Origin of the sequence: Streptomyces sp. CB03234 (assembly GCF_001905885.1) — a bacterium.
Lineage (GTDB): Bacteria > Actinomycetota > Actinomycetes > Streptomycetales > Streptomycetaceae > Streptomyces.
This window is the reverse complement of the sequence record NZ_LIYH01000008.1, coordinates 181,667-197,400: the sequence shown is the minus strand read 5'-3', so window position 1 is coordinate 197,400 and position 15,734 is coordinate 181,667. Positions and strand designations below refer to the sequence as shown.

8 protein-coding genes and 2 pseudogenes are annotated in these 15,734 nt (G+C 72.7%); 5 read left to right on the top strand and 5 right to left on the bottom strand.

Annotated features, from left to right (window positions below; all coding sequences use genetic code 11):
• Positions 1 to 236: 236 nt before the first annotated feature.
• From AMK26_RS31730 to fusA, 4 genes are all read right to left on the bottom strand, one after another.
• Entirely contained in the window at positions 237 to 1,658 is a 1,422-nt protein-coding gene (locus AMK26_RS31730; RefSeq protein ID WP_073759355.1) for a rhamnulokinase, read from the bottom strand.
• A gap of 53 nt (positions 1,659 to 1,711) precedes the next feature.
• Complete coding sequence (locus AMK26_RS31725; RefSeq protein ID WP_073758968.1) at positions 1,712 to 3,757, bottom strand: bifunctional rhamnulose-1-phosphate aldolase/short-chain dehydrogenase; 2,046 nt, start codon at positions 3,755 to 3,757, stop codon at positions 1,712 to 1,714.
• Positions 3,758 to 3,935: 178 nt separating this feature from the next.
• A complete protein-coding gene (gene rhaI / locus AMK26_RS31720) occupies positions 3,936 to 5,099 on the bottom strand; it encodes an L-rhamnose isomerase (protein ID WP_073758966.1) in 1,164 nt (387 codons plus the stop codon).
• Between the two features lie 144 nt (positions 5,100 to 5,243).
• A complete protein-coding gene (gene fusA, locus AMK26_RS31715; protein ID WP_073758964.1) occupies positions 5,244 to 7,328 on the bottom strand; it encodes an elongation factor G in 2,085 nt (694 codons plus the stop codon).
• A 445-nt stretch (positions 7,329 to 7,773) separates the two neighbouring features.
• On the opposite strand from fusA, the pseudogene AMK26_RS31710 reads away from it, so the two are divergent.
• Positions 7,774 to 8,158 (top strand): annotated as a pseudogene (locus tag AMK26_RS31710) (VOC family protein).
• Between the two features lie 63 nt (positions 8,159 to 8,221).
• Here AMK26_RS31710 and AMK26_RS31705 read toward each other — a convergent pair.
• On the bottom strand, positions 8,222 to 8,743 hold the full coding sequence (locus AMK26_RS31705; RefSeq protein ID WP_073758962.1) for an SRPBCC family protein: 522 nt from the start codon (positions 8,741 to 8,743) through the stop codon (positions 8,222 to 8,224).
• A 160-nt stretch (positions 8,744 to 8,903) separates the two neighbouring features.
• On the opposite strand from AMK26_RS31705, the gene AMK26_RS31700 reads away from it, so the two are divergent.
• The 4 genes and pseudogenes from AMK26_RS31700 to AMK26_RS31685 all read left to right on the top strand — a co-directional run bounded on the left by AMK26_RS31700 (position 8,904) and on the right by AMK26_RS31685 (position 15,714).
• On the top strand, positions 8,904 to 10,277 hold the full coding sequence (locus tag AMK26_RS31700; RefSeq protein WP_073758960.1) for a cryptochrome/photolyase family protein: 1,374 nt from the start codon (positions 8,904 to 8,906) through the stop codon (positions 10,275 to 10,277).
• A gap of 174 nt (positions 10,278 to 10,451) precedes the next feature.
• A pseudogene (gene rox / locus AMK26_RS31695) lies at positions 10,452 to 11,929 on the top strand (rifampin monooxygenase).
• Positions 11,930 to 12,321: 392 nt separating this feature from the next.
• Positions 12,322 to 15,192 (top strand): helix-turn-helix transcriptional regulator, encoded by a 2,871-nt coding sequence (locus AMK26_RS31690; protein WP_073758958.1) that lies wholly within the window; start codon positions 12,322 to 12,324, stop codon positions 15,190 to 15,192.
• A 102-nt stretch (positions 15,193 to 15,294) separates the two neighbouring features.
• Positions 15,295 to 15,714: a DsrE family protein gene (locus AMK26_RS31685; RefSeq protein ID WP_073758956.1), complete on the top strand. Its 420-nt coding sequence runs from the start codon at positions 15,295 to 15,297 to the stop codon at positions 15,712 to 15,714.
• The last annotated feature ends 20 nt before the right edge of the window (positions 15,715 to 15,734 follow it).

Below are 15,734 nucleotides of genomic sequence, written 5' to 3'. Positions count from 1 at the left end.
AGCCTTCATAGGTCGAATGAGTCACCTTCAGTATGGAGACGTCTCGCCATGGCTGAAAAAGTTTTCGCCAAGTTGCGCAAGTTTTCCGGAGGTTGGAGGCCCTGAGGTCAGGCATGGCTTCACCTTAGGGACTCGGGAACCGCCAGGTGGTTCTCGTGTCACCTTCGATGGGGTGTCCGGCCGCACGGCGCATCGAACGCGACCAAAACACGCAGGTGTCTCCTTCCCTTCTGTCTTCAGGAAGTTATGGTCGGTCGATGCAGCATCCGGCGGGCGGCCGCGTCCCACGCGGTCCGGTCACCCGTCGGTTCATAGCGCGTCAGGGGCTGGGTACGGGCGAGCAGGCGGCGCATCGCGGGCCGGTCGCCGACCAGGCCGCCGGCCCTCGCCTGCACCAGCACGTTGCCCAGCGCCGCGGCTTCGGCCGGCCCCGCGATCACGGGCAGACCGCACGCGTCGGCGGTGAGCTGGCACAGCAGGGCGTTGCGGGCCCCGCCGCCGACCACATGGACGACGTCGACGGGGTGGTCCGCGAGCCGCTGCGCGTCCTCGACGGCGAGCCGGTGGGCCAGCGCGAGGGAGTCCAGGATGCAGCGCGCGATTTCCGCCCGGGTGGAGGGCACCGGCTGGCCGGTGGCCCGGCACGCGTCGGCGATGCGCCCCGGCATCCGGCCGGGCGCCAGGAACACGGGATCGCCCGCGTCGACCACCGACCGCAGGGGCGGCTGCCCGGCCGCGTCGCGGAGCAGCGGCGCGAGCTCCGGCGAGCCCCATTCCCGCAGGCACTCCTGGAGGAGCCACAGGCCCATGATGTTGCGCAGGTAGCGGACCGTGCCGTCGAGGCCCAGCTCATTGGTGAAGTTGGCGGTACGACTGGCCTCGCTGAGGACCGGGGCGTCCAGCTCCAGGCCCACCAGCGACCAGGTGCCCGTACAGATGTAGGCGAACCTCCCCCCGCCCGTCGCGGGTACGGCGGCGACCGCCGACGCGGTGTCGTGCGAGGCGACGGTGGTCACCGGCACGGGGCCCGGCAGCCCGGTCGCCTCCCGTACGTGGGGCAGGAGGGTGCCCGCCGGGTCGCCCGGGCGCCGCAGCGGCGGGAAGAGGGTCAGGTCGATGCCCAGCCGGGCGGCCACGTCCCGCGCCCAGTCGCCGGTGCGCGGGTCGATCAGCTGGGTGGTCGAGGCGTTCGTCAGCTCCGTGCCCTGCCGGCCGGTGAGCCAGTACGCGATGAGGTCGGGGATCAGCAGCAGGCGCCGGGCCGCCGCGAGCCCGGCGGTGCCCTGCGCCGCGACCAGTTGGTAGAGCGTGTTGAAGGGCGCGTACTGAATGCCCGTCACCGCGTACAGCTCGGCCGCGGGCACCCGCGCCCACACCTTCTCCGCCACCCCTTCGGTCCGGCCGTCCCGGTAATGCGCCGGATTGCCCAGCAGCGTTCCGTCCGCGTCGAGCAGGCCGTGGTCGACCGCCCAGCTGTCGATGCCGACCGAGTCGACCGGCCCGGCCGCGCGGAGCCCGTCGACGACTCCGGCGTACAGGCCGAGGACGTCCCACCGCAGCCCTTCGGCCAGCCGCACCGGCCGGTTGGGGAAGCGGTGCACCTCCAGCAGGTCCAGCGATTCCGCCCCGGCCGGGCCGGTGCCCACCCGGCCGACCATGACGCGCCCGCTGGACGCGCCCAGATCGACGGCCGCGTACGACGCCGTACCGCTCACCGGAGGAACGCGGCGGCCACGCCGGCGTCCACCGGAACGTGCAGCCCGGTCGTGTGCGTCAGCTCCCCGCCCGTCAGAGCGAACACCGCGTTCGCCACGTGCTCCGGAAGCACCTCCCGCTTGAGCAGGGTCCGCTGGGCGTAGAACTCACCGAGCTTCTCCTCCGCCACCCCGTACACCGCCGCCCGCCGCGCACCCCACCCGCCCGCGAAGATGCCGGAACCGCGCACCACCCCGTCGGGATTGACGCCGTTGACACGGATGCCGTGCTCGCCCAGCTCGGCCGCCAGCAGCCGCACCTGGTGCGCCTGGTCGGCCTTGGTGGCCGAGTACGCGATGTTGTTGGGCCCCGCGAAGACGGCGTTCTTGGACGCGATGTACACCAGGTCACCGCCCAGGCCCTGGGCGATCATGATCCGCGCGGCCTCCCGGGAGACCAGGAAGGAACCGCGGGCCATGATGTCGTGCTGCAGGTCCCAGTCCCTCGCCGTGGTCTCCAGCAGGGGCTTCGAGATGGAGATGCCCGCGTTGTTGACCACCAGGTCGACCCCGCCGAACGCCAGCACAGCCGCCGAGAACGCCTCGGCGATCCGGTCCTCGGAGGTGACGTCCATGGTGACGGCGACCGCCCGGTCCGCGCCGCCGAGCTCGTCGGCCACCGCCTCGGCACTCTCGCCGTTCACGTCCGCGACGACGACGCACGCGCCCTCGGCCGACAGCCGCCGCGCGACGGCCTTCCCGATACCGCTACCCGCGCCCGTCACCAGCGCCACCCGCGCCGCGAGCGGCCTGGGCTCCGGCATCCGCCGGAGCTTGGCCTCCTCCAGCGCCCAGTACTCGATGCGGAACTTCTCCGACTCCTCGATGGGGGAGTACGCCGAGACCGCCTCGGCACCGCGCATCACGTTGATCGCGTTGACGTAGAACTCACCGGCCACGCGTGCCGTCTGCTTGTCCTTGCCGAAGCTGAACATGCCCACGCCCGGCACGAGCACGATCGCCGGGTCCGCACCGCGCATGGGCGGCGAGCCGGCCGTGGCGTGCCGCGCGTAGTAGGCCGAGTACTCCTCGCGGTAGGCGGCGTGCAGCTCCCGCAGGCGCGCCACCGCCTCCTCCAGCGGCGCGCCGGGGACCACGTGCAGGACGAGCGGCCTGACCTTCGTACGGAGGAAGTGGTCCGGGCAGGACGTGCCCAGGGCCGCCAGCCGGCCGTGTTCGGCACGCGCCAGGAAGTCGAGGACCACCTCGGAGTCGGTGAAGTGGCCGACCTGCGGGCGGTCCTGGGACGCCACGGCGCGGACGTACGGAGCCAGCGCCGCCGCCCGCTCACGGCGCTCGGCCGGCGGCAGCGCCTCGTACCCCTCGATCACCGGGCCGAAGGGATCCGGCCGGCCCCTCTCGGCGAGGAACGCCTCGGCGGTGCGGATGATGTGCAGTGAGTTGCGTTCGCACTCCTCGGAGGTCTCGCCCCAGGCGGTGATGCCGTGGCCGCCGAGGACGCAGCCGATGGCCCGCGGGTTGGCCTCCTTGACCGCGGCGATGTCGAGCCCGAGCTGGAAGCCGGGACGCCGCCACGGCACCCACGCCACCGTGTCGCCGAAGCACTCGGCGGTCAGCTTCTCCCCGTCGGCGGCGCAGGCGAGCGCGATCCCCGAGTCGGGGTGGAGGTGGTCGACGTGCGGCGCGTCCACCAGGCCGTGCATCGCCGTGTCGATGGACGGCGCGGCGCCGCCCTTGCCGTGCAGGCAGTAGTCGAACGCGTCGACCATCTCGTCCTCACGCTCCACGCCCGGGTACACCTGGGCCAGCGCCCGCAGCCGGTCCAGGCGCAGCACCGCCAGGCCCGCCTCGGTGAGCGTACCGAGGTCGCCGCCCGAGCCCTTGACCCACAGCAGCTCGACGTCGCCGCCGGTCACGGGATCCGTGGCGGTCCCCTTCGCGGAGGCGTTGCCGCCCGCGTAGTTGGTGTTGCGCGGGTCCGCGCCCAGGCGGTGCGAGCGCGCCAGCAGGGCGGCCGGCGCGGGATGGAGTGCGGAAGACATGGGGTGTCCTTCGAGCGTGGGAGGAGGGGGAGTGATGGGGGAGCGGCGTGTGGGCGAAGGGCTCGCGTGCCGGTGAAAGGGAGCCGGTGAAGGGAGCCGATGAAGTGCGTCGATGAAGGGCTCCGGTAGAGGCTCCGTAGAGGGCTCCGGTAGAGGGCGCCGGTGAAGGGCGCGCTGCTCAGGCGCCCCAGCCCGCCTGTTCGCCGCCGATCCGCTCCTGGGCGATCTTCTGCGCCCAGCCCGAGCGGTGGTAGGCGGCGACGGGGTCCGGGTCGAGGCCCGACTCCTCGCGGAGCTCGGCCAGCAGTGGGCGTACGTCGGTGTGGTAGGCGTCCATCAGCACGGCGTTCGCGGCCAGGACGTCGCCGGCCCGCTGGGCGGCGGCCAGGGCCTCACGGTCCACCAGGAGCGCCTTCGCCGTGGCCTCCTGCACGTTCATCACGGAGCGGATGATCGCCGGGATCTTGGCCTCGATGTTGTGGCACTGGTCGAGCATGAAGGCGACACCGGACGTGAGCGCCCCGCCCCGGACCACTTCGTCCATGATGCGGAACAGCTGGAACGGGTCCGCGGCGCCCACCATGAGGTCGTCGTCGGCGTAGAAGCGGGAGTTGAAGTCGAAGCCGCCGAGCCTGCCCTCGCGCAGCAGCGTCGCGACGATGAACTCGATGTTCGTGCCCGGTGCGTGGTGCCCGGTGTCCACCACGACCTGGGCCTTGGGCCCGAGCTTCAGGCAGTGGACGTAGGCGGTGCCCCAGTCCGGGACGTCGGTGGTGTAGAACGCGGGCTCGAAGAACTTGTACTCCAGCAGCATCCGCTGGTCCTCGCCCAGCCGGTCGTACACCTCCCGCAGCGCTTCGGACAGCCGGTCCTGGCGCTCCCGGACGTCGTCCTGGCCGGGGTAGTTGGTGCCGTCCGCGAACCACAGCTTCAGGTCCCCGGAACCCGTCGCGTCCATGATGTCCACGCAGGCGAGCAGGTGGTCCACGGCCTTGCGGCGGACCTTGGCGTCGGGGTGGCACACACTGCCGAGCCGGTAGTCGTCGTCCTGGAAGGTGTTGGAGTTGATCGTGCCCAGGCGCAGGCCCCGCTCCTGGGCGTACGCGGCCAGCGCGGCGTAGTCGTCGACCTCGTCCCACGGGATGTGCAGCGCCACGGTCGGGGCGACCCCGGTGAGTTCGTGCACCTTCGCCGCGTCGTCCAGCTTCTCCCACGGGGTGCGCGGGACTCCCGGCTGGGCGAAGACCTTGAAGCGTGTGCCGGAGTTGCCGTAGGCCCAGGAGGGCGTCTCGACGGCCTGGGCCCTCAGAGCGGCCTTGGCGGCCGCCTTCGCGTCAGTCATAGCCACCTCATGAATCGTTTCATCGAGAGGCTATGTGTACCGACCAAGGCCGTCAAGGCATCGAACTCCGTTGATTGAATGGATTCAAGCGCCCCGCCGCTGTCGCGCGGCCCCGCCCTCCCGGGCGGGGCCGCACGCGGGGGTCTACCGCGTCAGCAGCGCGTGGCGGACCGCCGGCGGCACGGGAGCGTAACCGGTGGGCCGGGTGGTGAAGGTGCCCCGGCCGTGCGTCCGGCTGCGCAGCCGGGACGCGTAGCCGAACAGTTCGGCCAGCGGCACGGTCGCCGTGATCAGTGCCGTGCCGGCCCGGGCCGTCGACCCCGACACCCGGCCGCGCCGTGCCGCGAGGTCCCCGAGCACACCGCCCACGGCGTCATCGGGAACGGTGACCGTGACCTCGACGACCGGCTCCAGCAACGCCATCTCCGCGGCGCGCAGCGCCTCCCGTACCGCGAACCGGCCCGCGGTACGGAACGCCATCTCCGAGGAGTCCTTGGAGTGGGTGGCCCCATCGGTGAGCGTCACCCGCAGCCCGGTCACCGGGTGCCCGCCGAGCGGCCCCTCGGCCAGGGCGTCCCGGCACCCGGCCTCCACCGCGCGGACGTACTCCTGCGGTACGCGGCCGCCGACGACCGCCGACCGGAAGGCGAACCCCTCGGTCCCACCGCCGTCACCGTCACCGTCGCCGTCACCCAGCGCCTCCACGTCGATGACCACATGCGCGAACTGGCCCGCGCCGCCGTCCTGCTTGACGTGCCGGTACACCAGCCCACGCACCCCGCGGACGACGGTCTCCCGGTACGCCACCTGCGGACGGCCGACGGCGATGTCGAGCCCGTGTGCGCGACGCATCTTCTCCACGGCGACCTCCAGGTGCAGCTCACCCATCCCCGACAGCACCGTCTGGCCCGTCTCCGGATCGCTCCGTACGACGAGGGAGGGGTCCTCCTCCACCAGCCGGGCCAGCGCCGAAGCCAGCCGGTCGGTGTCGGGACTCCTGCGCGCCTCGACCGCCACGGAGACGACCGGGTCGGCCACGCCGGCCGGTTCGAGAACCAGGGGCGCCGCCGGATCGCACAGGGTGGTCCCCGGGCGGGCGGCCTTCAGCCCCACCACGGCGACGATGTCCCCGGCCGCCGCACGGTCCACCTCCTCGTGCCGGTCGGCCTGCACCCGCAGGATCCGGCCGATCCGCTCGGTGCGCCGCCCGCCCATGTCCAGCACGGCGTCTCCTCTCCGTATCGTCCCGGCGTACACACGCAGGTAGGTCAGCCGGCCCGTCGCGGCCGCACTCACCTTGAAGGCGAGCGCGGCCAACGGCGCCTCCGGGTCGGCCGCCCGCTCCTGCACCGTGCCGCCCGACGTGCCGCGCACCGCCGGTACGTCCAGCGGTGAGGGCAGGTACGCCACCACGGCCTCCAGCAGCGGCTCGATGCCGCGATTGCGGTAGGCCGACCCGCACAGCACCACGACACCCTCGCCGTCGCGGGTCAGGTCCCGCAGTGCCGCGTCCAGCGTGCCCGGTGACAGCGTCGCCTCCGTGCAGAACTCCTCCAGTGCGAGCGGGTGGAGCTCGGCCACCGTCTCCTCCAGCAGCCGGCGGCGCCGGTGCGCCTCCTCCCGCAGGGCGTCGGGCACCGGGCCCTCCTCGGCGGTGTCGCGGCCGGCGGCCCAGCGGAGCGCGCGCATGCGCACCAGGTCCACGACGCCGGTGAACTCCCCCTCGCGCCCGATCGGCAGCTGCACCACCAGCGGGACCGTGCCCAGCCGGGTACGGATGGACTCGACCGCCCGGTCGAGGTCCGCACCGGCGCGGTCCAGCTTGTTGACGAACGCGATACGCGGCACCCCCAGCCGGTCGGCCTGACGCCACACCGCCTCGCTCTGCGGCTCCACGCCCGCGACGGCGTCGAACACCGCCACGGCGCCGTCGAGGACCCGCAGCGCCCGGACCACCTCGTCGGAGAAGTCGACATGGCCCGGTGTGTCGATGAGGTTGATCCGGTGACCGTCCCAGGTACAGCTCACCGCGGCGGCGAAAATGGTGATCCCCCGATCGCGTTCCTGCGGGTCGAAGTCGGTGACGGTGGTTCCCTCGTGGACCTCCCCACGCCGGTGGGTGGCACCGGTGACGTACAGGATCCGTTCGGTGAGGGTGGTCTTGCCGGCGTCGACGTGGGCGAGGATGCCGAGATTGCGGATGCCGGAGAGAGGAAGAGTGGTACGCACGGCCCGAGGCCTTTCGTCGGTGTTCGAGAAACGGGCAGCGCGATTCCCGGGACGAACGCGGCCGGCCGGTACGCCGGAACGCGTCCGGGCAGTGGCAGCAGTGGCAGCTGTTGCAGGCAGAAGTCAGGTGTTCGTCACGGGCATCCGGCGACGGCCGCGCAGCCGTCGCCGGGCCGACGAAGACACCGGGATCACGTCGAACCGCGACCGGGAAACCACGAAAGCAGCGCGGCAACGCATGATCGGGCTCCCCTCTCTTGATCCACTGGCGGCAGCAGCGCGCGCCACGGCGAGTGTAGTGAGCCGGTCAGGCCCGGCGCGTGCGAATATCGACGCCGCGACAGGGCTCCCACGGGTGACGGCCGCGTCCGAGAGGCCCAGTAACGTGGGGTTGTTCATCCCGGCCTAGCGTCAGGACGGCCGGATCACCGGAGGGGGTGACCCTGTGCGGGTCAAGGATTTCGATCACGTCGTGCTCAACGTGGAGGACGTCGAGCGGTCGCTGGCGTTCTACTGGCCCTCTCGGCCTGGAGCCGGTGCGGGTCGAGGAGTGGCGGGCCGGGAAGGTCCCGTTCCCGTCCGTGCGGGTCAGCCCGACGATGATCATCGACTTGCTCGGCCGCCGGCGTGGCGAATCGAACGTGGACCACATCTGTCTCGTCGTGGACCCCGTGGACTGGCAGGAGGTCATCGACTCGGGCACGTTCGACGTGCTGGAGGGCCCGGTCAGCCGCTTCGGCGCACGCGGCACTGCCCAGTCCGTCTACGTCAAGGACCCCGACGGCAACACGGTCGAGCTGCGCTGGTACCCGCAGGACGCCGAGGGCTGAGCCGCAACGCCCCGCTCCGCCCGCCATGGCGGGGCCCGCGGGCGACGCCGGCCGCCCCGGCGGTCAGCTCACGGCTCGCCGGCCGTCCGACTCCAGTGCCGCCTTCAGCCGCTCCAGCGTGGTGCGGATGTTCCCCCGCTGGAAGTCGGCGAACGTGTGCCCCCGCGTCGCTATCCGGTCGAACGCGCGCGCAACGGCGTCGGGCCACGCCCGCCGGTCGTCGGTCCAGATCTCGGTGACCCGGGTGGCGCCGCCCTCGGCCGGCTCCAAGCGGTACTCCCAGGTGGCGATCGGCCCCGGCAGCCACGGACGCCGCGCCCCGATCGCGTGCACGCGGAACGCGAAACGCTCACCGGGGTCGGCGGCCGTGACCGTGCACCTCGTCACCCACGCGAAGGAACCGCGCTTGTTGCGGCCCTCGAAGACCATGCCCACGTACGCGCCACGGCGCTCCCCTCGTACGGTCGCGCCACGGTTCTCCGGGCTCCAGTGGCCCATGGCGGTCGGGTCGCTGAGCCGCTCGTACACGACCATCGGGGCCACATCGATGACGATGCTGTCCGACACGGACATGGTGCGGGGCATGGCGGCACCTCCTGGTCCACGGCTGTCCGGCACAGCCGGTGGCGGTCCACACCCTACTCAGCGGTAATGCCGCGCGCCCAGTGGGCACTCGCCGGCCGGTGCGGTGATGATCGGCCACAGGGGCATGTCGCCGGCCCCGTACAGCCCCGGGAGTGGTGCCATGACCGTCGCGGTCGTCCTCTTCACATCGGATCTGCGCCTGCACGATCACCCGCCCCTGCGCGCGGCGCTGCGCGCGGCCGACGAGGTCGTGCCGCTCTTCGTCCTCGATCCCGGCATCAGCGCGGCGGGGTTCGACGTGCCGAACCGCCGCGCCTTCCTGGCGGACTGCCTGACCGACCTCGACGCGCGTCTGCGGGAGCGCGGCGGACGGCTCGTGGTGCGCTCCGGGCCGGTGGCCCGGGAGGTGGGTGCCGTCGTCGCCGAGTGCGGGGCCGGCCAGGTGCACATGGCGGCCGGTGTCACGCGCTACGCCCACCGGCGGGAGGAGGCGCTGAGCGCGGAGCTTCGGGCGCGTGGCGTCGCCCTGCGGGTGCACGACGCGGTGGTCACGGCGGTGGCCCCGGGCGCGGTGACACCGGCCGGCTCGGACCACTACGCCGTGTTCACTCCGTACTTCCGGCGCTGGTCCCGGGCAGGCCTCCGGGACACCTACGACGCGCCGGGCACCGTACGGGTCCCGGAGGCGGTACGGGGGGAGAAGGTGCCGTCCCGGGAAGACGTCGCCGGGGTCTCGCCGGGGCTGGTGGCGGGCGGTGAGACCGCGGGCAGGAAACGGCTCTCCCGCTGGACTCGCTCGGGCCTCGCGCACTACGCGGACCTGCACGACGACCTGGCGGGGGACGCGACGTCGCGCCTGTCGCCGTACCTCCACTTCGGTGCCCTCTCCGCCGTCGAGCTCGTCCGACGGGCGTCGGCCCACGGCGGGGCGGGTGCGGAGGCGTTCGTGCGGCAGCTGTGCTGGCGCGACTTCCATTACCAGGTGATGGCGGCCCGGCCCGCGGCGTCGGTGCGGGACTACCGGTCGCGGCAGGACCGGTGGCGTTCGCCGGGGGAGGCGGCGGAGGAGATCGCCGCCTGGCGGGAGGGCCGTACCGGCTACCCGGTCGTCGACGCGGCGATGCGTCAGCTGCGGCACGAGGGCTGGGTGCACAATCGGGCCCGTCTGCTGGCGGCGAGTTTCCTCACCAAGACGCTGTACGTGGACTGGCGCATCGGCGCCCGGCACTTCCTGGACCTCCTGGTCGACGGGGACATCGTCAACAACCAGCTCAACTGGCAGTGGGTCGCGGGCACCGGCACCGACACGCGGCCCCACCGGGTCCTCAACCCCGTGGCCCAGGGCAAGCGGTTCGACCCCAGGGGCGAGTACGTACGGCGGTGGGTGCCCGAGTTGCGGGGCGTGGACGCGCGCCGGATCCACGAACCGTGGCGGTTGCCGCAGGCCGAGCGGGCCGCGTTGGACTACCCCGAACCGCTGGTCGACCTCGCGGAGGGCCTCGCGCGCTTCACACACGCGCGGGGGCGGGACTGACCGCTCCGTACGCACATGGCAAAGGCAAGGAGGCTATCCACTCCTTGCCACTCTCAACGTATAGCGCACCGGGGGCCTTGCGGCAAGGCCCGGCTCGTACCGCAGAATGGCCGACCCATGGCTTGCGCGAAGCGGCCGGCCGGAACCCAACTCATGGAACGGGCGTGTGTGTTGATGGTTGACGTGATCGTGGTCGGCGGCGGACCGACCGGCTTGATGCTGGCCTGCGAGTTGCGGCTGCACGGCGTACACGTGGTCGTGCTGGAGAAGTTGACCGAGCCGACCGGGCAGTCCCGCGGGCGCGGCCTGCACGCGCGCAGCGTCGAGATGATGGATCAGCGCGGCCTGCTGGACCGTTTCCTCGCGGTCAGTGAGAAATTCCAGGTCGGCGGTCTCTTCGGCGGCATCACCAAGCCGTGGCCGGACCGGTTGGACACGGCCCACCCGTACGGCCTCGCCACCCCGCAGCCGGTGACCGAGCGGCTGCTCAACGAACGTGCCCTCGAACTCGGTGCCGAGATCCGGCGCGGCTGCGAAGTGGTCGGGCTGAGCCAGGACGAGGAGGGGGTGACCGCCGAGCTCGCGAGTGGGGGCACCCCCGCCGACGAGGGCGTAGCCGGCGGGGGAGGCACGCGCCTGCGCTCGCGCTACCTCGTGGGATGCGACGGCGCCCGCAGCGTGGTGCGCAAGCGGCTCGGCGTCGGTTTCCCCGGTGAGCCGGCCACGGTCGAGACGCTGCTGGGCGATATGGAGCTGACCGAGGACCCGGCGACGATCGCCGCCGTCGTCGCGGAAGTCCGCAGGACCCAACTGCGGTTCGGCGTCATAGCCGACGTGGACGGCCACGCGGGGGTGTACCGCATCGTCGTACCCGCCGAAGGGGTGTCCGAGGACCGTACGACCGCGCCGACCCTCGAGGAGTTCAGGCAGCAGCTGCGGGCCGTCGCCGGCACGGACTTCGGCGCGCACTCGCCCCGCTGGCTCTCCCGGTTCGGCGACGCCACCCGGCAGGCCGAGCGCTACCGGGTCGGCCGGGTGCTGCTGGCCGGCGACGCGGCGCACATCCACCCGCCGACCGGCGGGCAGGGGCTCAACCTCGGGTTGCAGGACGCGTTCAACCTCGGCTGGAAGCTGGCGGCCGAGGTGGACGGCTGGGCGCCGGCTGGACTGCTGGACAGCTACCACGCCGAACGGCACCCGGTGGGCGCCGCCGTGCTGGACAACACCCGCGCGCAGACACGCTGCTGGGGACCGATCCGGGTGCGACCGCGCTGCGGGACCTGTTCTCGAAGCTGATGGACTTCGAGGAGGTGAACCGGTACGTGACCGAGATGATCACCGCGGTCGGGGTCCGCTACGACCTCGGTGACGGCCACGAACTGCTCGGCCGGCGGCTGCGGGACGTGAAGCTGAAGCAGGGTCGCCTCTACGAGCTGATGCACCGCGGCCGTGGCCTGCTCCTCGACCGGACCGGCCGGCTCTCGGTGGACGGCTGGGCGGACCGGGTCGACCACGTCGTCGACGTCAGCGAGGAACTGGACGCGCCGGCGGTGCTGCTGCGGCCGGACGGCCACGTGGCGTGGGCCGGTGAAGATCAGCAGGACCTGCTCACCCGCCTGCCCACGTGGTTCGGCGCCGCCGCGGCCGGCTGAGCGTCGCACCCGGACAGTGGAGAACCGGCCGAACGGCGACGACCGCTCCCCACGATGGGGAGTACGCGCCCGAAAGCCGGGCCGCCGACCCGAAAGCCGGGCCGCCCACCCGGGACACCGCCGCCCCGGCGCACCGCCGCCGCGGCAACCGGCGGCCGATCAGGCGATCGGGCCGCTCCGTGACCTCGTCACCGAGTTCAGGCCGGCGCGCCCGCCCACCGGCGCGCTCCGGCGCACGACGCGGCTCCCCGGGCCGCTGCGCGCACGGCTGGCCGGCTCACCCCGCACCATCCCCCTCACCACCGAGCGCACCGCTACGGGCGCCTGCCCGGGCACCCGACCGGCAGACCCTCGCCCCACCCCTCGACGCCGCCACGCTCTAGACTTTTCGTGTGGTGAGACGGTCGCCGCTGGTCGGCCGAGCAGCCGAGCGGGCAGAACTGCTCGACGCGCTCGCGCGGTGCCGTGCCGGTGAAGGCGGCCTGTTCCTGCTGAGCGGGGACTCCGGGTCCGGCAAGAGCCGGCTCGTCATGGACGCCCTCGCCGACTGGCACGGAGGCGCGGTGTCCGCCGCCGCCACGCCGGGCGCGGGCGCGTACGCGCCGTTGGGCGAAGTGCTACGCGCCGTGTCCGACGAGGGCGGCGAGGTGCCGGCGTACCGCGCGGGTGATCAATCGGCCCTGCTCGGCACGGTCGAGCGCACCTTCCGGAACCTCGGGCGGCGACAGCCGACCGTGGTCGTCCTGGAGGACCTGCACTGGGCCGGCGCCGCCGCCGTCGACCTGCTGCCGGCGCTCGCGGTGTCGATGGCGGCCGAGCCGTTGCTGCTGATCGGCACGTACCGCGGTGAAGAGCTGTCCCGTACGCATCCCATCCGGCACATGCGCACCGAACTGCGCCGCAGCGGCCACTTCGTCGAGGTCGCACTACGTCCGCTGACCGCCGGAGAGACCGGCGAGCTGCTCACCGGCCTGCTCGGAACGGCACCCTCTCCCGGGCTCGTGTCCGCCGTACACGACAGGGCGGAGGGCCTGCCGTTCTACGTGGAGGAACTCGCCGCCGCTCTGGCGGAGAGCGGTGCCCTGCGGGAGTCCGACGGCGGGCCCGACTTCGCGGCAGGCACCGAGCTGCCCCTGCCGGAGAGCGTGCTGGACGCGGTGCTGGTCCGCACGGCGGCGCTGCGGGAGCGGCACCAGGCCGCCGTCGAGCTCGCCGCCGTCCTCGGCGTACGGGTGGATCTGCCGGCGCTCTGCGACCTGGTGGAAGCGGCCGACGTCGACCAGCTCCTCGACGGCGGGCTGCTCACGGAACGGGCGCACGATCCCGGCTCGGCGGAATTCCGCCACGCGCTGGTACGGGACGCGCTGTACCGGACCATTCCCTGGGCCCGTCGGCGTCACCTCCACCACCTGGCCGCCGAGTGCCTCACCGCCCGGGGCGCGCCGCCCGAGACGGTCGCCGAGCACTGGATCGCCGCGCACGAACCCGACCGTGCGAAGCCGCTGCTCCTCAGCGCGGCCGAGAGGCACTGTTCCGTGTACGCCTACAAGGACGCCGCCGCCCTGGCGCGGAGGGCACTCGCCCTCTGGCCGGAGGGGACCGACCCGGCCGGCCGGACGGCCACCATGGAACGCCTGGCGGAGTGCGCCGAGCTGTGCGGGGAGCTCGACTCGTCCGTGGCCCTCTGGACGGACGTCGCCCGGCTTCGCCACACCAGCGGTGACCTCGCGGCGGCCGGGGCGGCGTACCGGAGACTGGCCAACGCCGCCGGGCTGCTGGGCGACTGGGCCCGTGCGGTCACCGCACGCGAGAGCGCGGCCGGCACGTACGCGGCGGCGGGGATGCGCGGTGAAGCGGCGGTGGAACGGCTTACGCTGGCGGACCAGCTGAAGGATGCGGCGCAGCACTCCAAGGCGCTGGACCAGGCCGTGGCCGCGGCCGAGGACGCCGAGGCGGCGCAGCGCACCGACCTCAAGGCGCGCGCCCTCGCCCTGCAGGGCTCGCTCCACTCCGCCCTGGGAGACGGCGTGCGCGGGGTCGCACTCGCACGGTCCGGGCTGGAGCTCGCCCTCGCGGGTGAGCTGCCCGAAGCGACGGGCGAGGCGTACTACGAGCTCGGGGAAGCCCTCGCGTACGCGGCCGACTACGCGGCGGCCGCGGACGCCATCGACTCGGCACTCGAGCTGTGCCGGGCGCACGGTGTCACCGAGCTGGCGCAGGTCTGCTACACGTGCATGTCGCCGGTGGTCCGGCTCATGGGCGACTGGGACCGCTCACTGGCCATCTGCGGCGAGGTGCTCGGCGACGGCCGGACCCCACAGGTGCTGCGTATGGTCGCCGAGGAGGAGTCGGGGCTGATCACCGTGCTCCGGGGAGACCTCCGGCGCGCGAGGGGGCCGCTGCGGCGCTCCGCCGCCTTCGGGCGCGACAACGAGGTCTTCGGCATGGAAGTCGGCGCGACCTGGGGCCTGGCCATGGTCGCCGACCTCGACGGCGACGAGCGGACGGCCCTCGACACGGTGACCGCCATGCTGGCGCGCTGCCTCCTGAAGGAGGAATCACACTACTCACTGCCCGCGCTGCGATGGGCCGCCACGTTCCTGGCCGAGCGGCACGACGGCGACGGGCTGGCCCAATGCCACCGCGTACTGGCCACGGCCGCGACACAGAACAGTTCACCCAAGGTGCTGGCGGCCCTCGCACACGCGGGCGGCGAGCTCGCCATGGCCGAGGGCGACACCGCTCAGGCGGCGACACACTTCGGCCGGGCGGTGGACCTCATGGGCGGCATCAGCGCGCCCTTCGAGCGGGCGCTCAGCCAGTTGCGCCGGGGGGTCGCGCTGGCGGGTGAGGGGGACCGGGACGCCGCGGTCGCCACCGTGACCAGCGCCTACCGGACCTCACGCCGTCTGGGGGCCAGGCCGCTGGCGCGCCGTTGCGCGACCGAGCTGGCCGATCGGGGGGAACAGGTCGACCAGCGGCTGGGGCGCCTCGCCGCCCGCTCGCTGGAACCGGTCGGCCTCACCCGCCGGGAGCAGGAGGTGCTGCGCCTGCTCGCGGACGGCCGCACCAACCGGGACATCGCCCGACAGCTCTTCGTCAGCCCCCGCACGATCGACATGCACGTGCGCAACCTGCTCGGCAAGGTCGGCTGCTCCTCGCGGGTGGAAGCCGTCCGATACGCGATCGACCACGGACTGGCCCAGGCATCCACGAGCCGAACCGAAGGTGCCCCTGAGCAGCGGCGGAAAATACGGCACTAGCGGATCGCGAATACGGCAGGACGACGCATGCTGTCTCCTTTCCCGCTCCCTAGCGTGGAGGCCGGACACCAAGGACAGGCACCCGAGAACCGGGAGACAGCCATGGAAAAGCTGGCCATCGTCGTGCGGGACGACGCCTACGACAAGATGCTCACCCCACTGACCTTCGCCTGGCTGTACGCGGAAAAGGGCGTGCAGGTCGACATGCTCTTCGTGCTGTGGGCCGTGCGTGCCCTCACCAAGGAGGGCGCCGCCTCACTGGAGATCGAAGGGCGGCACCGCGGAGCGGACGAGGAAGCGCTCCGGCAGAAGATGATCGAGGACGGGGAACCGACCGAGATCCTGGACTACCTCACCCACCTCAAGGGCACCGGCCATGTGAACCTCTACGCCTGCCGTCTCGCCGCCGGCACGTTCGGCGTCGACGAGTCGAACCTGATCCCCGAGTCGGCGGGCATCGTGGACGCCACCTGGTTCCTCGAGGAGAAGGCGACCACTGCGGATCACTGCCAGTACTTCTGACCATCCGAACCAGCTCACCG

What these genes read in the sequence shown, in the direction of transcription:
- AMK26_RS31730 (WP_073759355.1), bottom strand. Translation starts at nt 1,658, where the DNA reads ATGGTCGGCCGGGTGGGCACCGGCCCGGCCGGGGCGGAATCGCTGGAC.
- AMK26_RS31725 (WP_073758968.1), bottom strand. Translation starts at nt 3,757, where the DNA reads ATGTCTTCCGCACTCCATCCCGCGCCGGCCGCCCTGCTGGCGCGCTCG.
- rhaI (WP_073758966.1), bottom strand. Translation starts at nt 5,099, where the DNA reads ATGACTGACGCGAAGGCGGCCGCCAAGGCCGCTCTGAGGGCCCAGGCC.
- AMK26_RS31705 (WP_073758962.1), bottom strand. Translation starts at nt 8,743, where the DNA reads ATGCCCCGCACCATGTCCGTGTCGGACAGCATCGTCATCGATGTGGCC.
- AMK26_RS31700 (WP_073758960.1), top strand. Translation starts at nt 8,904, where the DNA reads ATGACCGTCGCGGTCGTCCTCTTCACATCGGATCTGCGCCTGCACGAT.
- AMK26_RS31685 (WP_073758956.1), top strand. Translation starts at nt 15,295, where the DNA reads ATGGAAAAGCTGGCCATCGTCGTGCGGGACGACGCCTACGACAAGATG.